The sequence below is a fragment of the Amycolatopsis nalaikhensis genome (assembly GCF_030264295.1).
Classification (GTDB): Bacteria; Actinomycetota; Actinomycetes; order Mycobacteriales; family Pseudonocardiaceae; genus Amycolatopsis; species Amycolatopsis nalaikhensis.
In genome coordinates this window covers 10,235,891-10,252,482 of record NZ_CP127173.1, presented here as the reverse complement: position 1 = coordinate 10,252,482, position 16,592 = coordinate 10,235,891, and the positions used below count along the sequence as shown (strand labels likewise).

Genomic DNA, 16,592 nt, shown 5'->3' with positions numbered 1-16,592 from the left:
CTCAGGCCACCTGCTCTTCCACGAGTCCGATGCGTTCGAGGGTGTGGGCCGGCAGGAACCGCAGCAGCGACACCGTCACGGCCGGGATGAGCAGCGTGATGCCGCCCAGCCACACGGTCGCGAGGTGGCCGTTGGCGATCGCGCCGAACCAGGCGTGCAGCGCGGTCAGCGCCACCGCCGGGTACGCGCAGCGGTGCAGCCACAGCCAGCGGCGGTAGGAGGTGAACCGCTGCAGGCCCGCGGTGAGCGCGATGGCCAGCATGACCTCGAAGCCGACGATGCCCATGCTGTGCCGGGTCTCCTGGCCCGACAGGAACGGCAGGAACAGGTACTGCAGGCTGTAAGGCTGGATCGTCAGGTAGAAGAAGCCCAGCGCGTGGATGCCGCCGAAGATCAGCGTCCCGGTCGCCAGCACCATGTGCGTGCTGCGCAGCGCCTTGCGGCCGGTGACCGAGCGCACCCAGCCGGTGGCGGTGAGCACGCCCCAGGTGAGCGTGAGCATCATCGCCGCGTAGGACGCGCGGGCGGCGAAGGCCGCGAGGCCGCGGGCCGCCGGGTCGGTCTTCGGCTGGAACTGCTGGGTGATCAGGATCGTGGCGTCGTGCCAGGTCTCAACCACGGCTACCCCCGGTTCTCACGGCGGCCGGCCGAACTGCCCGGGCGCGGCCGCGGTTGCTCTTGATCTGGCGCAGCACGTAGAAGAGGCCGCCGCCGACCAGGAGGAACAACGCCGCCACCACGGCGATCTGGGACGTGTCGAGGCCGAGCTGCGCCCCGGCGGGCGCGGCGGTGGTGGAGACGTTGGCCTCGGGCAGGCCGGTGTAGTCGACCATGCCGGTGCTCTCCAGCAGCGTGATGTGGCGCATCACCGCCTGGTTGCCGGTCGTCGCGAACGCCCGGACCCGCTCGTCGCGGGTGCCGGCCCGGACCTGCGCGAGGATCGACAGGATCGCGCCGTGCGCGGCGCGCAGGCGGTTGGCGAAGACCGAGTCGAAGGTCGGCCCGCTCGCGGCCTGCATCTCCCGCAGCCAGCCCTGCTGCTCGTCCGACGGGACGGCGGGCAGCGCGACGCCCATGGTCTGGGCCAGCTGGCGGGTGAAGACGTCGAGGCGGCCGTGGTCGACCATCAGCGCGAAGCCGACGTCCTTGACGACCTGGCTCGAGCCCTTCTGGATGGCCATCATGCCCGCCGGCATCTCCCAGAGCCCGGCCTGGCGGACCTTGACCAGCAGCACCGCGTCGGTGGCCGGGACGGCGGTGCTCTGCTGCTGGGCCGTCGACTCGGCGCCGGGGGCGAGCAGGGCCGCGACCGCGGCCAGCACGACCAGGATCCGGGCCGCCGTCCGGAACCGCTCCCGCGGCACCGGCAGCGTGTCCAGCTCAGATGCGGAAAGCATTGGCCCTCCACGTGTCCTGGGTGGCCTCGATCTTCTGGCCGTCCGGCGTGATCGGGTACCACGCGTCGTTCATGCCCTGGCCCAGCGTCTCGCCGGGCATCTCGTCGGGCAGGTAGTGGTAGAGCGGCCAGCCGGCCAGGGTGAGCTGGTCGGTGCCGTCGTCGCGGGTCAGCGTGCCGACCAGGGACGGGTCGACTCCGATCAGCGACGGCTGGCCGGCGGCGCGCACCGGGATCCACTTGTCGGTGCAGGCGCCGACGCAGGCGGAGCGCGACGGGTTCGGGGAATCCTTGTCGTAGCGGTACACCGTGTACCCCGTACCGTCGACGAGCATCGGCCCCAGGTCGAACGGCCGCGCGGCGCGCAGCTGGCTCTTCGCCGGGTCGGTCGAGTTGGCGGTCATCGGGACGGGCATGGGCCACGGTTGCTGAACGGCTTGCTGGCCCTGCATGGGCATCTGCATGGCGGCGCCGCCGGCGGCGTACCCGCCGCCGGTCGTGGACGCGCCGGCGGAACACGCGGTGAGCAGGGCGAGTGCGGTGAGGCACACGGCGGCGGGGACCACCGGTCGGGGAATGCGGATCACTGCTCCTCCGTGGGCATGACTACGCGCAGTAGCCTGGGGTGAGGCGGAAAAGCGCGCGAAGGATCCACAGTGGACATTCGGTCCGGAGTGGATGCGGAGCGTTGCGGGGGACAACGCCTTGTCGGGGTCTTCGGTAGGGGATACGGACACGGTCCGGAAACGGTTCAAAAAAGTTTCGGGTCCGATTGGTACTGGACGTAGCCCGTCCGGAGCACCAGGATGTCCCGCGTGGGACGGCACACTCGAGCGCTGAGACCCGTTCAAGACCCGGAAGTCGTCGTCGGGTCCGACGACGCCTCCGACGACTTGGCGAAGGCGCTGTACCAGGAGTTCGGCGGGTCCCTGATGGCGTTCGCGCTGCGGCTGACCGGCCACGACCGGCAGTGGGCCGAGGACGTCGTGCAGGAGACCCTGATCAAGGCGTGGCGGAACGCCGACAAGCTCGACCGCCAGCCGGAGATGCTGCGCGCCTGGCTGTTCACGGTGGCCCGGCGGATCGTCATCGACGGCTGGCGCAGCCGCAGCGTCCGTCCCCAGGAAGCTCGAAGAGATCGAATCCGACGCGATCGCGGTGTCCGACGAGTCGGACCGCACGCTCGCCGCGATGATCGTCTACGAGGCGCTGCAGGGCCTTTCGCCCGAGCAGCGCGAGGCCATCCAGCAGACCTACCTGCGCGACCGCACGGTCAACGAGGTCGCGGCGACCCTCGGCGTGCCTCCCGGCACCATCAAGTCCCGCATCCACCACGCCGTCCGCGCGCTGCGCCGGGCCCTGCGCGAGCGGGGGTGAAGTGAGGGTGGCCGGGTCCGCGCACACCGATGTCGCCGCGTACGTGCTCGGCGTCCTCAGCGAGGCCGAGAGCACCCAGTTCGAAGCCCACCTGATGAACTGCCCGCACTGCCAGCTCGACCTGATCGAGCCTTACCAGCTCCCGGACGTCCTCGACCTGGTCAAGCGCAGCTGGCCGGAACCGCCGCTGCCCGCGCCGAGCCCGCGCACCCTCGCGCCGGGGCCGCGCGTGCTGCGCGGCCTGATGGAAGAGGCCGCCGTCAAGCGCCGCCGCCGCAAGCGGATCGGCATCCTCGCCGGGGCCGCGGCCGCCGCCGCGGTGATCGCGGGCCCGCTGGTGACCCTCGCGGTCCGCCCGGCCGACGCCGTCCCGCCCGCGTCGCTGGCCGCGCCGAGCGGCAAGGCGTCGCCGAGCGTGCTCGCGACGTCCACGCCGCCGCCGTCGCCCGAGTCGCCGGGCCAGCCCGGTGGCGGGCAGACCTACGGCCGCGGCAGCGGCGGGTCCGCCGTCAGCGCGCTCGTGACGGTGTCGCCGGTGGAGTGGGGCAGCCGCGTCGAGCTCGAGCTGCGCGGCATCGTCGGGCCGATGAAGTGCCAGCTGGTCGCCGTCTCGACGGCGGGCGACGATCGCGTCGTCTCCGGCTGGTCGGTGCCGCCCAAGGGGTTCGGCATCCCCGGTTCGCCCGAACCGTTGCGGCTGCAGGGTTCCATCTCGCTGGCCATGGACCAGATCGGCCGGTTCGAGGTCCGCGGCGACGACGGCACGGTGCTCGTCGTCGTGCAGCGCTGAAGGGGACGTTCACCTCATCTGATGCGGTGAAGGGCCCTTTCCTCGCATGTGATGCGAGGAAAGGGCCCTTCAGCCCGCCTGCCTGCGTGAATGGTGCCGGGTTGCGCCTCGGCAGATAACGAACAGATAACGAGCCGGTCGCTTTTGAACCTCGCGCGGACGGCATCCGTATCCCCCAATGCATCCCCCGATGCATCCCGACAGCCGGAACCGAACGCATCCCCCGGGTTCCGAGCGATCTCGACCTCAATTATCGGCAGTTCTTGCCCGGGCCGCCGCGCAGTTCGGCGTGCCCGGAAAAACGAACGAGGTGAACTAGTCTATGGCCCGGAACCATTCTCGGTCCCCCGTGACGGGCAAGCATCGCGTCGCCCGCCGTACCAAGATCGCGATGGGCGCGATCGGCCTGGCGATCGCCGTCGGCGCGCTCGCCGTCGCGGTCAGCACGGGCCGCACGGGCGAGGCCAGCGCGGACCCCGCGGACCCGTCGTTCTTCATCGACATCAACAAGGTTCCCGCCGGCAACAACGTCAACGCGGCCTTGAAGAAGAAGGGCGCGCGAGGATCCTTCACCGTCGACTGTGGAACGAACGCCGACGGCGCGCACCACAACCCGGACAACTTCATCGCCCAGCCCGGGATCAAGAACGGCGCCCAGCACCTGCACGACTACGTCGGCAACGTGACCACCGACGCCGACTCGAACCTGAAGAGCCTCCTGGCCGGCGACACCACCTGCAAGAACGGTGACCAGTCGGCGTACTTCTGGCCCGTCATCCGGATCGACCGCGAAGACGACGCGGCCAACGAGAACGAAAACCAGCAGGCCCAGCAGCAACAGCAGGGCAAGACCGGTGACGTCCAGCAGGACCAGAGCGGGCAGGACGCCCAGGCCGCGCAGGAGCAGGACCAGCGCGAGCGCGACGGCCGCGGCGGTGGCCGCACGAGCGCCGGGCGCAACGGCGACCAGAACGCGCAGCAGCAGGACGACCGGAACGCCCAGCAGCAGGACGGCCAGGACGCCAACCGCGACGGGCAGCAGGACCGCCAGCGCCGTCAGCGCGACCAGCAGCAGAACCAGAACAACCAGAACAACCAGAACAACAACCAGCAGAACCAGAACCAGGGCCAGCAGCAGGAAGAGCTCGGCGGTCCGCAGGGCGAGAACGAAGAAGTCGGCGACAACGACGGCGAGATCGTCGAGCCGGAGTCCGCGGAGCTGAAGTTCGTCTCCGGCGGGGCCCAGCAGGTCACCGCGATGCCGCTCGGCCTGCGCGTGCTCTACGGTGACGCCAAGCAGAGCACCAACGGCCCGGCCAACGCGCGGGCCAGTTGGACCTGCACCGGGTTCGAGGATCGGCTGACCGACCTCTACCCGATCTGCCCCGAGGGCAGCAAGGTGGAGCGCATCCACGCCTTCCCGAACTGCTGGGACGGCAAGAACACCGACAGCGAGAACCACCGCACCCACATCGTGTTCGCCGACCGGCAGGGCAAGTGCCCGCAGGGCTTCAAGAACGTGCCCCAGCTGCAGGTGACGCTGGTCTACGACATCCCGCAGGACGTCCAGCAGAACGGTCAGTACAAAGTGGACGCCTTCGCCCAGGAGAAGCACAACCCGCGGTCCGACCACGACGACTTCGCGAACGTGATGAGCAGGCAGATCATGGGCCGGCTGGTCAACTGCATCAACTCCGGGAAGACCTGCGCGGAGTGACCGTCCGTCCATAGTCCACAGTGGACCAGTTCGAGATGGACGGCTGATCCACCCCCGAACCCCGGCCCGGCGGCCCTTCCCTCCACCTCACCCCCAAGGCCGCCGGGCCGGTGGCACCACCCGAAGAACCGCGGGACCCCGTCCCGCGCCCCGAACCCCGGTCCGGTGGGCACTTCCCTCCACCTCACCCCCCGCCCGCCGGACCGGGATTCTTCACCCACCCGATCCGGTCGAGCCGGATCAGCGAAGGAGGAGACGGCGGGAGTCGCTCCCGCCCGCGAGTTCCGGCCGGTGGACGCTTTCCTCCACCTCACCCCCCGAGTCCACCGCGCCGGAACTCCTCCGCCGACGCACCCGGCGCCGGGAACCGCGCCCGAAGACCCCGGTCCGGGGGATGCTTCCCTCCACCTCACCCCCCTCATCCCCCGGACCGGCGCACGCCGCGGTCCCCGTGCTCCGGTGCGGGGACCGCGGCCCAGAAGTCCAGCGGCACCCGCCCGACACCCCGTCCCGCGGCGTCGAGCACCCGGCCCATCAGCTTCACGCTCCGCAGCGTCACGGCCCGGCCGGTGATCTCCAGCCACGGCAGCTTCGCCGCCAGCACCGCCTCCAGCGCCACCGTGTCGTGCTGGGCCGGCAGCCACACCACCAGCATCAGGTTCGCCGCCCCGGACAGCGCCGCGCACATCCGGACCTCCGGCAGCATCGCCAGCGACCGGGCCGTCGTCTCCAGCTTGTCCGGCGGCACCCGCAGCCACAGCGTCACCGTGACCGGCGCCGGCGACAGCGACCGCGCGATCTCGCACCGCACCCGGATCGCGCCCCGGCCCAGCAACGCGTCCAGCCGCCGCCGCACGGTCGTCGCGCCGACGCCCAGTTCGATCGCCAACGCCGCCGCCGACGCCCGCGCGTCCGCACCCAGCGCCAGGATCAGGGCGCGGTCGGCTTCGTCGAAGCGCAACGCCGCCCGGTTGCGCACCGGCCGCGTCGCCAGCGCTTCCCGCTGGCCGGGCGAAATCGCCCGGACCCGCCACCGGCTGCCCTCGGTGAACATCCGCGGGGACAGCGCCGTCCGCACGCGGGCCACACCCGGCACCGTCGCCACGTGGCCGAGCACGTGCGCGCCGAGCGCCCGCAGGTTCGGCGCGACCACGTGCGCGAGCAGGTCGAACGAGCCCGCGACGTACTCGACCGTCACGACGTGCACGTCCGCGGCCAGCACCGCCGCGACGTCCAGCGCGGCACCCGGCTCGCAGTCGATCTCCACGAACGCCAGCGCCAGCTGCGCGCTCAGCTCTCCGCCCGCGTACGCGGTCAGCCAGGCGTCGCCGCGTTCGACGAGGGCGTCCCACCGCCGCGCGGCCGTCACCGCGCCCAGGCCGAGCGCCTTGCCGAGCGTCGACCACGACGCTCGCGGCGCCGCCTGGAGCGCGTCGACCAGTTTGAGGTCCTGCTCGTCCAACATGGCGGATTCTTCGCTCATCTGCCCTCGAAACGGTGGTTCCGTCGGATTTTCCCGGCGAATGTGCTCGACACTTGCATGATCTGCGGATCAGCATAAGTCGACGATCCGGTTGGGGGTCCGTATGAACCTGCGCTCCGACGCCGCCGCCCTGCTCGACGAACTGGTCGCCCTGCGCCGCGACCTGCACCGCATTCCCGAGATCGGGCTGCACCTGCCGCGCACCCAAGAACGCGTCCTCGCGGCGCTGGACGGCCTGCCCCTCGAAGTCAGCCTCGGCAAGAACCTCTCGTCGATCACGGCGGTTCTCCGCGGCGGCCAACCGGGCGGAACCGTGCTGCTGCGCGGCGACATGGACGCGCTCCCGGTGACCGAAGCCAGCGGCGAGGAGTTCAGCTCCACCCTCGACGGCGCCATGCACGCCTGCGGCCACGACCTGCACACGGCGGGACTCGTCGGCGCGGCCCGGCTGCTCGCCGCGCGCCGGGCCGACCTGCCCGGCGACGTCGTGTTCATGTTCCAGCCCGGCGAAGAAGGCTGGGACGGCGCCGGGCACATGATCGAGGAAGGCGTGCTGACCGCGTCCGGCAAGCACGTCGACGCCGCCTACGGCCTGCACGTTTCGGCCGCGAGCTACGCGAAGGGCCACTTCGTCGCCCGGCCCGGCACGCTGATGGCGGCCTCCGGTGCCCTCGCGGTCCGCGTGCTCGGCGACGGCGGGCACGGCTCGTCACCGCACGACGCCCGGGACCCCATCCCCGCCGCCTGCGAGATGGTGACCGCGCTGCAGACGATGGTCACCCGCACCTTCGACGTCTTCGACCCCGTGGTGATCACGGTCGGCTCGTTCCACGCGGGCACCCGGCGCAACATCATCCCGGACGACGCGGTGTTCGAGGCGACGCTGCGGTCGTTCTCGCCGGAGGTCGCCGAACGCGTGGGGGAGCGCGCGGTCCAGGTGTGCCGCGGGATCGCCGCCGCGCACGGGCTCGACATCGACGTCACCTACGAGCCGGAGTACCCGGCGACGGTCAACGACGCCGGCGCGTACGACTTCGTCGCCGCCACGATCCGCGACGTCTTCGGCGAGGAGCGGTTCACCGAGATGGCCGATCCGATCACCGGGTCGGAGGACTTTTCCCGGGTCCTCGAACGGGTTCCGGGCGCGTACTTGTTCCTCGGCGCCTGCCCGACGGACCCGGCGACCGCGCCGGACAACCATTCGCCGCGCGCCCGGTTCGACGACAGCGTGCTCGGCGACGGCGCCGCGCTGCTGGCCGAGCTCGCCGTCCGCCGCCTCGCGCTCCTGGCCGGGTGACGCCCGTGCGCAGCTACCACTGGCCGCCGCTGCTGCCCGTCGTCGCGCTGGTCCTGATGCCGTTCCTGCCGTTCGTCAACACCACCGGGCTGTGGCTCGGGCTGCCGCGGATGATCGTGTGGGGCGCGTTCTGGTGCCTCATGTTCACCCCGGCGCTGCTGCTGTCGGAGCGCCTGATGCGCGCCGCGGGGGAGGACGACGCATGATCCTCGCCTTCACGCTCGTGGGCATCGTGCTGATCGGGGTCCTGGGGTTCGTCGGGCGGCGCAAGCCCGTCGCCGACCTGTCCGAGTGGACCGTCGGCGGCCGCCGCTTCGGCGCGCTCACCATGTGGTTCCTGCAGGCCGGGGAGGTGTTCACCACCTTCACCTTCCTCGGCATGGCCGGGCTCGCGTTCTCCGGCGGTGTCGCGGCGATGTATGCGCTGCCGTACGTGCCGATCGCCTACGTCGTGCTGTTCTTCCTCGCCAAGCGCCTGTGGACGATGGGGAAGGACCGCGGTTACCTCACCCAGGGCGACTTCCTCGAGGACCGCTACTCCAGCCGGACGCTCGGGACGCTGTCCGCGGTGCTCGGCGTGATCTTCGTGCTGCCGTACCTGCAGCTGCAGATCACCGGGCTCGGGCTGATCGTCCGGCTCGTCACCGGCGACACCGCGTCCGGGACGTTGAGCATGGTCGCGGGCAGCGTGCTGGTGGTCGCGTTCGTGCTGTGGGCCGGGTTGCGCGGCGTCGCGGCGACGTCGTACTTCAAGGACGGGATCATGCTCGTCGCGCTGGTGGTGCTGATCGTCGCCGTGCCGACGCACTTCGCGGGCGGCATCCCCGCGGTCTTCCACAAGATCGAGCAGCTGCACCCGGAGAAGCTGATCGTCCACAGTGGAGCGAACGACCACGTGTGGTTCGTGACGAGCATGCTGGTCAGCGCGATCGGCGTCGGCCTGATGACGCTGCCGCACTCGTGGCCGGCGCTGATGTCCGCGCGCGACCCGAAGGTGCTGCGGCGCAACTACGCCTGGATGCCGGTCTACGAGCTGTGCCTGCTGCTGCCGATGGTGATCGGGTTCGCCGCGATCATCGTGGTACCCAAGGGGAGTGACCCGAACGGCGTACTGCTGACGCTGTCGAAAGACGCATTGCCCGGCTGGGTGACGGGCATCGTCGTGGTCGCCGCGACGGCGACGGCGATGGTGCCGGCGGCCGGGATCCTGATCGGCATCTCGTCGCTGGTGGCGCGCAACATCGTCCGCGTCCGCAGCGGCCGCAGGCAGTTCTGGATCAACCACGGCACGGTTGTGCTCGCGAGTACCCTTGCCCTCGTGCTCGGCATCTTCCGGCCGGACCTGCTGGCCAACCTGCTGTTGCTCACCTATTCGGGGTCGGTCCAGCTGGCCCCGGCCAACCTGCTGGGCTTCCTGCGGCGGGTACCGGTCGGGAAGGGCCCGGTGTTCGCCGGGCTGATCGCCGGCGAGCTCGTCGTCATCTGGCTGACCTTTGTGGACACCCACCTGGTCGGCACCGTCAACGTGGGCCTGGTCGGGCTCGGGGTGAACGTCGCCGTGCTCGCGGTGGCCGTCGTGGTGGAACGGCTCCTGGCGGGCCGGGCCGTGGTTTCGGAGGAGGCGGCGTGACCCGCACGGTCTTCACGGGCGGCTCGGTGTTCGACGGCACGGGCGCGGACCCGGCGGCGGCCGACGTCGTGGTCGAGCACGGCCGGATCGTCGACGTCGGCACGGACCTGGACGGCGACGAGAGCGTCGACTGCGCGGGAACGGTGCTGCTGCCGGGGTTGTTCGACTGCCACGTGCACGTGACGGTGTCGGACATCGGGCTGCTCGCCCGCGTGCAGAAGCCGTTTTCCTACCAGTTCTACGAAGCGGCGCGGAACCTGTGGGCGACGCTCGGCCTGGGCATCACGACGGTCCGCGACGCGTCGGGCGCCGACCTCGGCATCAAGCAGGCGGTGGACGACGGGCTGATCCCGGGGCCCCGCCTGCAGATTTCGATCGGCCTGATCAGCCCGACGGGCGGCCACGGCGACGCGTGGCACCCGTCGGGGCTGTGCGTCCCGCTGCTGGTCCCGCACCCGGGCCGCCCGGACGCGACGGTGGACGGGCCGGACGAGATGCGCCGCGTGGCCCGGACGCTGCTGCGAGCGGGCGCGGACGTGCTGAAGGTGTGCACGACGGGCGGCGTGCTGTCCCCGCGCGACGACCCGAGGCATTCCCAGTTCACCCCGGAGGAACTGGACGTCCTGGTGACGGAGGCGGCGATGCAGGGCCGCCCGGTGATGGCGCACGCCCAGGGCGCGGCGGGCATCAAGAACGCGGTCCGCGCGGGGGTGCGCTCGATCGAGCACGGGATCTACCTCGACGACGAGGCGATCGAGCTGATGCTGGGCCACGGGACGTGGCTGGTGCCGACGTTGATCGCGCCGGTGAACGTGGTCCGGGCGGCGGACGCGGGAGTGGACCTCCCGGCCGCGGTGGTGGCGAAGGCGCGTGAAGTGGTGGAGGTCCATCGCGATTCGCTGCGCCGAGCGTATGCGGCGGGAGTCCGGATCGCGATGGGCACGGACAGCGGCGTGGGCCCGCACGGGACGAACCTCGAGGAACTGGCCCTGATGGCGGCGTGCGGGATGACACCGGGCGACGTGCTGGAGGCGACGACGTCGTCGGCGGCCCGGTTGATGGGGCTGGACGGCGAGCTGGGGCGGGTCGCGCCGGGGCTGCGGGCGGATCTCGTGGTGGTGGCCGGGGATCCGTACGACTTCCCGGCGCTGGCGTCGAACATCCGGGAGGTGTGGAAGGACGGCGTCCGGGTGGTCTGACGATCGGCGTCGGCTCAGGAGTGCACCACGGGGTTGCCCCACGCCAGCTCCGGCAGGTGGTTCGACAACCCGCCCGCCATCCGGGCACCGGCGAGCAACGGGCTCACCGTGGTCCCCGGCCGGTACGACCGCAGCTCGAGCCGCAGCACGTCGGTGACGTCGGCCCGGAGCACCCGGGACCGCCCGAGCCCGGCGGTCACCTCGGGGCCCGGCTGCCCGTCCAGGAAGACCTGGAAGACGCCGACCTGGTCCGCGTCGGCCGCGTTGTCGAGGACGCCGACGGTCGATTCGAACCGCCGGTAGTTCCGGCCCAGACTGAAGCCGATCGAGGCACGAGGGCTCTGGGCGAAGAGCTCGCTGCGGTGGATGACGCTGTCGCTGAACAGATGGCCGTCGATGCCGGCCGGTCCGAGGCGCACGTCGGAGGGCACGCCCGCGTGCGGCAGCGTCGTGACCAGAGCCGAGTCCGGAACCTCGGGCCTCGGGGGAAGCCGCGGCCCGAGGTGCTCCCGCACCGCGTCGACGAGGTGCTTGAGGTCGTACTCCGCGGTGCGGTGGTGGATCCGGAGGTCCTGCCGCCCGGCCAGGTCGGCGATGGTCGGGGGCAGCTCGGCCGCGGTGGGCCGCGGGCGGTCGCCGACCAGGACCGGGATGATCGGCTTGCCGCCGGCGATCGCCAGCTCGATCTCGGTGCGCACCCAGTCGGCGGGCGCGTCGATCCGCCGCCTGCCCTCGTGCTCGAGGGTGAGCCAGTTCGGCCCGATCACCGCCAGGAAGACCGCACAGCCGGTGACGGCTTCGACGAGGGCCGGGTCGAACGCGACCCCCTTGGGAATCGACCGGCTGGACCGGAAGACGTTGTCGACGCCGAAGACCCGGCACAGCTTCTGGTCGATCAGCACGGCGGTGTCCTGGGCGTCGCCGACGCGGAAGTTGATGAAGACGGTGTTCATGGTCCGATCTCCGTCCTGGTGGTGTTCAGCGCCCGGCGGCGACGACGAAAGGCGATCCCCAAACCGCGTTGCCACTCCGGCACGGTTTGCCCGCGGGAGTGGTGAACGAGGTGCGGAGTTTCACCGCGAAGACGTTCGCCGGAAGGTCGACGGCGAGCGTCTTGGTTTCCCCGGGGTTCACGACGACGGTCTGTTTCGCGTTGACGCCGTCGTCGTTCAGGAACACTTCGAACTTCACCGCGAGATCCGGGGAAGCGGTCGAGTCGGTGCCGACGGCTTTGACTTCGAGGCGGGTGAAGTTCTTCAGCCGGAACTGCTGTTCGCCGCGATAAGCGCTGCTGTTGCACGTCGCCAGCATGGTCCACAGGGAGTTCTGGTACTGCGTGAGCTGCACGTCGTGGTCGCCGTGCTGGACGTGCCATTCGTTGTTCGTGAGGGGCAGGTCGAGCAGCGAGACCGGGGATCCCTTGGGCACGCTGCTGCCGTCGCCCGGGACGGCGGACCCGGCGGTTTCGCTCGTTTCCGGTGCGGGTTCCGTGGTCGACGTCGGCGGCGTGCGCGTGTCCGGCTGGTTGGTGGGCGTGGCGGTGACGGTGGTCGGCGCGGCCGCGACCGGCTGGACCGGCGACTGGGTCAGCCGGGCGACGACGAACACGGCGGCCAGCAGCAGCACGACGCCGACGGCCGCGGCGACCCAGCGCTTGGCTTTCCGTTGTCCTAATCAGTTCTGGGAGTGGCCATCCGGCACACTCCTGGTGGTAGCCGACCGGTGGGTGAGCACTTTTTTGTCCTGGACTGCTGAGTCCTGCTGAAAGACCGTGCCCCTGCCGGCAGGCCGGGAGAGTTGATCGCTGCTGGGATGTCGTGCCCTGCGTGTTCGTGGCGGGAAGCACTGCTTGATTAGGTCGCTGACGGTTCTCCCGCGGGCTGCACAGGGTGATCGGGATCGAGAGAGGAAGCGCTGTTGCGGCTGTTCGTGGGAGATGACTGGGCCGAGGATCATCACGACGTCGAGCTGATGGACGACTCGGGTCGCCGGCTGGCCAGGGCCCGGCTGCCCGAGGGCGTGGCGGGGATGGCCCGGCTGCACGCGATGATCGGCGAGCAGCTTGGCGAAGCTGATGCCGAGGACGTGGAGGTGCTGGTCGGGATCGAGTCCGACCGGGGCCCGTGGGTGGCCGCGCTGGTCGCGGCCGGCTACACGGTGCTGGCGGTCAACCCGTTGCAGGCGGCCAGGTTCCGGGACCGGCTCGGGGTGTCGGGAGCCAAAAGCGACGCCGGGGACGCGCACGTGCTGGCGGATATGGCCCGCACCCACTCCCACGAGCTGCGGCCGATCGCCGGGGACAGCCCCACCGCCGATGCGGTCAAGGTCCTGGCCCGCGTTCACAAGACGATGGTCTGGGAGCGGACCCGGCACACCCAGCGGCTTCGGCACGCGCTGCTCGACTACTTCCCGGCCGCGCTCGTCGCGTTCGAGGACCTCGACGCCGCCGACACCCTGGAACTGCTGGCCAAGGCCCCGACCCCGGCGCGGGCCGCCCGGCTGACGATCGCCCAGATCAGTGGCGCGCTGAAACGCGCGCGCCGCAAGAACATCGCGGAGAAAGCTGCGGCGGTGCAGGCCGCGCTGCGGTCCGAGCACCTCGGCCAGCCCGAGATCGTGGCGGAGGCCTACGCCGCCTCGGTCCAGGCACTGATCGCGGTCCTGACCACACTCAACACTCAGGTCAAGACCTTGCAGGGGCAGGTGGAGACCCATTTTGGGCAGCACCCGGCCGTTGAGATCATCGCCTCCCAGCCCGGGCTGGGAGCGGTGCTCGGCGCCCGGGTGCTCGCCGAGTTCGGGGACGACCCGCACCGCTACGCCACCGCCAAAGCCCGCAAGAACTACGCCGGCACCTCCCCGATCACCCGCGCGTCGGGCAAGAAAAAGGTCGCCCTGGCCCGGTTCGTCCACAACGACCGGCTGATCGACGCGCTGATGGCCCAGGCGTTCGCCGCGCTCAAAGCCTCGCCCGGCGCACGGGCCTACTACGACCGGCAACGCACCCGAGGAGCCGGGCACAACGCCGCCCTGCGCCAACTGGCCAACCGGCTCGTCGGCATCCTGCACGGCTGCCTCAAAACCGGCACCCGCTACGACGAGACGACCGCCTGGTCGCATCACGCCGAGAATGTTGCAGCTTGACATTACAAGCTCCTGGGATGTCTTTCACCTTGCCCGCCTTCCGTCCGCCGAGCGCGGACCGCAGCTGCCGGGCGAAGTCGCCGTCCTTGGCTATTTCCTGGCCGAGGTAGAGCCGCATCGCGTCCGTTTCGACCGGCCCCGACGGGCGGTGGTGAACCGCACGAACACTTCCTCGAGAAAGGGCTCGGAAAAGCGCGCGTGAACCTGGGCGAGCAACCCTTCCAAGGGTGCGTCGAAAGCGGCCTGGCCGGCTTCGGCGCGCCGTTGCAAGTAGTGCGCCAGCACGGCCACCACGGCACGGGACAACTCGGTCTCGGTCATCGGCGATCCTCCACCCTCGGTCACTGATCCGCCGGGCCGCGAGCATACGTGCGCGAATCGATCACCGACGCGCGGGTGCCGATTGTGGATTGAGCTGTGGCCGATTTGTTGGAATAGCGGGGAAGGTGGACAGAATCTGTCGCGAGTCTGTCTGCTTTTTGGCCTTTCCGGCTCAGAGCTCCGGGTTGAGGAGGTCTTTCAACGCGGCCGCGAACTTCCCCGGGTTCCGCTGCGGAGCCAGATGCGCCCCCGGCATCTCGGTGAACGGCAACCCCAGCTCCAAGGCCAGGATCTTCGCGGGCTGGTAGTGGTAGTGCCCGCGACTCCCTTCCCCCGCCACGGGGAAGATCTCCGTACTGGCCTTCCGCAGCGCCCGCAGATCGGGCAGGTAGTCGAAGAACTCGGTCAGCTCGCGGTCGAACAGCCGGATCCAGTCGGCCTCGTGGGGGAGGCGGATGTTGGGCAGGTCGGGCAGGGCCGCGCCCGCGATCGCGTCGGCGAAGCGCGTCACCGCGGTCATCAGCTCGCCGGAGCGGGCCAGCCGCACCTGTTCCGCGGCCGCTTCGAGCCAGCCGCCCGCGTCCGGCATCAGGTGGACCGCCGGGGGCTCGTGGGCGACCAGCGTCGTCACGCTCCGGGGGTGGCGGGCCACCAGGTCGAGGCCGATCAAGGCGCCCGCGCTCGAGCCGAACACCGCCGCCGGTCCGGTGCCCGCGTGCTCCAGCACGGCCAGCGCGTCGTCGGCCTGGCGGGAAACCGGGACGGGGCCGGTGGTGGTGTCGGTGCTGCCGAAGTGCCCGCGGCGGTCGTAGGTGATCACGGTGTAGTCCGCGTACAGCTGCTTCGCGAGTGCGCGGTAGGAGTCACCCGCCCCGGTACCGCCGGCGATCAGCAGCAGCGCCGGCCCCTCCCCGCCGCGGCGGACGAGGAGCTCACCGTCCTCCACCGGGCAACGGCTTTCCGAGATCATGCACCGAAGTCAAGCACAACCGCCGGTGGCTGATGTGCGCGGCATGACAGAACAGTGCGTGATCTTCAGCGTGCTCGGCTTCCTTCCCGTCACGCGTCGATCTCGGCCGGATTGCGGTCGGTCGTCACCCGTAGCAATCCCTTCCCCGGGTGCGACGTCGTGTCGGACGAAAGCGAGGCGGGCATGTCGATCTACCTGCGCACCAGCATTCGGCTGGGGCCGGTCCGGGTGGGCGTTTCGAAGGCGGGCATCGGAATTTCGGCCGGTGTGCCCGGATTGCGCGTGGGTACCGGTCCGCGCGGGAGCTATGTGCGGGTCGGTGCCGGCGGGGTCTCGTACCGCGCGACATCGGGCGGGCACCACCGGCGGCGCGCCCCCGCTCGCGGAGTCGCGTCGGTCCTGCCGGATCCTGGTCAGGTCGTGCTTTCCGACGTGACCGGGAAACGCGCCGAGGAGCTTCAGCCTGCGACGCCCAGTACGCTCGTCGCCCAGCTCAACGCCGCGGCGCGAGCACATCGGTTGTGGCCGTGGGTGCTCCTGGCGAGCGTGCTTCTCGTCGCCGCGACTCCGTGGATTCTCGTGGTCGGCCTGCCGCTGACCTTGTGGGTCGGCTGGCGGGACGGAATCCGCCGGACCGTAGTGGTTTTCTACGAGGTCGACGGGCCCGTGCGGACGCGGTTCGAGTCCATGCTCGGGTCCTTCGACGTGGTTCGCCGCGCGCACAGCGCGTGGAGCACGGTCGCGCGTGGCGATCTGCAGACGACCTACCAGCGCAAAGTGAACGCCGGCGCCGGTCATCTGGTGCGGCGTGAGGTATTGCGCCGCGGTGTCGACGGTTCGGCGCACCTCAAGGCGAACATCGCCGTCCCCTCCCTGCAGTCGGCCGGCCGCTCGGTCTACTTCCTCCCGGACCGCATCCTGGTGCGAGACCGGAACACGTACACGGACCTGGACTACGGAGCGGTTTCCGTGATCCCGGGAGCGACCAGGTTCATCGAAGACGGAGCGGTGCCCCCGGACGCCGTCCAGGTCGACACGACCTGGCAGTACGTGAACAAGCGTGGTGGCCCGGACCGGCGGTTCAAGAACAACCGCCGGTTGCCCGTCATGCGCTACGGCGAGGTGGACCTCTCGACCAGCCACGGGTTCGCCGTGCACTGGTCGTTCTCCGCCGAATCGGCGGCGCACGCGCTGACGGCCGGTTTCGCGGCGATGGCCGGGCGTCCGGGCTCGCTGGCCGGTTGACCGGCCGGGGCGGACTCGGCCAC

At 70.8% G+C, this 16,592-nt stretch carries 16 protein-coding genes and 1 pseudogene; 9 read left to right on the top strand and 8 right to left on the bottom strand.

Annotation, left to right across the window (positions count from 1 at the left end; all coding sequences use genetic code 11):
• Nucleotide 1 precedes the first annotated feature (1 nt).
• Genes QP939_RS49740 through QP939_RS49730 form a run of 3 tightly spaced genes read right to left on the bottom strand, consistent with a single transcriptional unit; the run spans nt 2 to nt 1,983 of the window.
• Nucleotides 2–619 carry a ferric reductase-like transmembrane domain-containing protein gene (locus QP939_RS49740; protein ID WP_285453955.1) on the bottom strand — a complete coding sequence of 206 codons (618 nt, stop codon included), beginning with the start codon at nt 617–619 and terminating at the stop codon, nt 2–4.
• Nucleotides 612–1,397 carry a DUF4142 domain-containing protein gene (locus QP939_RS49735; protein ID WP_285453954.1) on the bottom strand — a complete coding sequence of 262 codons (786 nt, stop codon included), beginning with the start codon at nt 1,395–1,397 and terminating at the stop codon, nt 612–614. The genes QP939_RS49740 and QP939_RS49735 overlap by 8 nt, the downstream gene beginning before the upstream one ends.
• On the bottom strand, nt 1,381–1,983 hold the full coding sequence (locus QP939_RS49730) for a hypothetical protein (protein WP_285453953.1): 603 nt from the start codon (nt 1,981–1,983) through the stop codon (nt 1,381–1,383). Before QP939_RS49730 ends, QP939_RS49735 begins: the two co-directional genes overlap by 17 nt.
• A 228-nt stretch (nt 1,984–2,211) precedes the next feature.
• On the opposite strand from QP939_RS49730, the pseudogene QP939_RS49725 reads away from it, so the two are divergent.
• The 3 genes and pseudogenes from QP939_RS49725 (at nt 2,212) to QP939_RS49715 (ending at nt 5,280) form a co-directional block, all read left to right on the top strand.
• Nucleotides 2,212–2,773 (top strand): annotated as a pseudogene (locus tag QP939_RS49725) (sigma-70 family RNA polymerase sigma factor).
• A 7-nt stretch (nt 2,774–2,780) separates the two neighbouring features.
• Nucleotides 2,781–3,563, top strand: coding sequence for a zf-HC2 domain-containing protein (locus tag QP939_RS49720; protein WP_285453952.1), 783 nt, complete (start codon nt 2,781–2,783; stop codon nt 3,561–3,563).
• A 322-nt stretch (nt 3,564–3,885) separates the two neighbouring features.
• On the top strand, nt 3,886–5,280 hold the full coding sequence (locus QP939_RS49715; RefSeq protein WP_285453951.1) for a DUF1996 domain-containing protein: 1,395 nt from the start codon (nt 3,886–3,888) through the stop codon (nt 5,278–5,280).
• A gap of 418 nt (nt 5,281–5,698) precedes the next feature.
• Here QP939_RS49715 and QP939_RS49710 read toward each other — a convergent pair whose 3' ends face one another.
• Entirely contained in the window at nt 5,699–6,745 is a 1,047-nt protein-coding gene (locus QP939_RS49710) for an Lrp/AsnC family transcriptional regulator (RefSeq protein WP_285453950.1), read from the bottom strand.
• A 121-nt stretch (nt 6,746–6,866) separates the two neighbouring features.
• Here QP939_RS49710 and QP939_RS49705 point away from each other — a divergent pair, with 121 nt between their 5' ends.
• Genes QP939_RS49705 through QP939_RS49690 form a run of 4 tightly spaced genes read left to right on the top strand, consistent with a single transcriptional unit; the run spans nt 6,867 to nt 10,889 of the window.
• On the top strand, nt 6,867–8,060 hold the full coding sequence (locus tag QP939_RS49705) for a M20 metallopeptidase family protein (RefSeq protein ID WP_285453949.1): 1,194 nt from the start codon (nt 6,867–6,869) through the stop codon (nt 8,058–8,060).
• 5 nt (nt 8,061–8,065) lie between these two features.
• The gene (locus tag QP939_RS49700; protein WP_285453948.1) at nt 8,066–8,266 is read left to right on the top strand and encodes a hypothetical protein; all 201 of its coding nucleotides are present in this window, start codon (nt 8,066–8,068) and stop codon (nt 8,264–8,266) included.
• Nucleotides 8,263–9,690, top strand: coding sequence for a sodium:solute symporter family protein (locus tag QP939_RS49695; RefSeq protein ID WP_285453947.1), 1,428 nt, complete (start codon nt 8,263–8,265; stop codon nt 9,688–9,690). Before QP939_RS49700 ends, QP939_RS49695 begins: the two co-directional genes overlap by 4 nt.
• Nucleotides 9,687–10,889: a metal-dependent hydrolase family protein gene (locus QP939_RS49690; protein WP_285453946.1), complete on the top strand. Its 1,203-nt coding sequence runs from the start codon at nt 9,687–9,689 to the stop codon at nt 10,887–10,889. Before QP939_RS49695 ends, QP939_RS49690 begins: the two co-directional genes overlap by 4 nt.
• Nucleotides 10,890–10,903: 14 nt before the next feature.
• On the opposite strand, the gene QP939_RS49685 is transcribed toward QP939_RS49690, so the two are convergent.
• Entirely contained in the window at nt 10,904–11,842 is a 939-nt protein-coding gene (locus QP939_RS49685) for a TIR domain-containing protein (RefSeq protein ID WP_285453945.1), read from the bottom strand.
• 25 nt (nt 11,843–11,867) lie between these two features.
• A complete protein-coding gene (locus QP939_RS49680) occupies nt 11,868–12,515 on the bottom strand; it encodes a hypothetical protein (protein WP_285453944.1) in 648 nt (215 codons plus the stop codon).
• 291 nt (nt 12,516–12,806) lie between these two features.
• On the opposite strand from QP939_RS49680, the gene QP939_RS49675 reads away from it, so the two are divergent.
• Complete coding sequence (locus QP939_RS49675) at nt 12,807–14,033, top strand: IS110 family RNA-guided transposase (RefSeq protein ID WP_434219618.1); 1,227 nt, start codon at nt 12,807–12,809, stop codon at nt 14,031–14,033.
• A 90-nt stretch (nt 14,034–14,123) separates the two neighbouring features.
• Here the strand turns inward: QP939_RS49675 and QP939_RS49670 are convergent, their stop codons facing one another.
• A complete protein-coding gene (locus QP939_RS49670; RefSeq protein WP_285453943.1) occupies nt 14,124–14,354 on the bottom strand; it encodes a hypothetical protein in 231 nt (76 codons plus the stop codon).
• A gap of 172 nt (nt 14,355–14,526) precedes the next feature.
• Complete coding sequence (locus QP939_RS49665) at nt 14,527–15,324, bottom strand: alpha/beta fold hydrolase (RefSeq protein WP_285453942.1); 798 nt, start codon at nt 15,322–15,324, stop codon at nt 14,527–14,529.
• A 159-nt stretch (nt 15,325–15,483) separates the two neighbouring features.
• Here QP939_RS49665 and QP939_RS49660 point away from each other — a divergent pair, with 159 nt between their 5' ends.
• A complete protein-coding gene (locus QP939_RS49660; protein ID WP_285453941.1) occupies nt 15,484–16,569 on the top strand; it encodes a DUF4236 domain-containing protein in 1,086 nt (361 codons plus the stop codon).
• Nucleotides 16,570–16,592: the final 23 nt, after the last annotated feature.

Bases quoted from the DNA above. Each gene is read 5' to 3' on its own strand.
- QP939_RS49735 (WP_285453954.1), bottom strand. From the start codon at position 1,397: ATGCTTTCCGCATCTGAGCTGGACACGCTGCCGGTGCCGCGGGAGCGG.
- QP939_RS49715 (WP_285453951.1), top strand. From the start codon at position 3,886: ATGGCCCGGAACCATTCTCGGTCCCCCGTGACGGGCAAGCATCGCGTC.
- QP939_RS49710 (WP_285453950.1), bottom strand. From the start codon at position 6,745: ATGTTGGACGAGCAGGACCTCAAACTGGTCGACGCGCTCCAGGCGGCG.
- QP939_RS49705 (WP_285453949.1), top strand. From the start codon at position 6,867: ATGAACCTGCGCTCCGACGCCGCCGCCCTGCTCGACGAACTGGTCGCC.
- QP939_RS49695 (WP_285453947.1), top strand. From the start codon at position 8,263: ATGATCCTCGCCTTCACGCTCGTGGGCATCGTGCTGATCGGGGTCCTG.
- QP939_RS49685 (WP_285453945.1), bottom strand. From the start codon at position 11,842: ATGAACACCGTCTTCATCAACTTCCGCGTCGGCGACGCCCAGGACACC.
- QP939_RS49670 (WP_285453943.1), bottom strand. From the start codon at position 14,354: ATGACCGAGACCGAGTTGTCCCGTGCCGTGGTGGCCGTGCTGGCGCAC.
- QP939_RS49665 (WP_285453942.1), bottom strand. From the start codon at position 15,324: ATGATCTCGGAAAGCCGTTGCCCGGTGGAGGACGGTGAGCTCCTCGTC.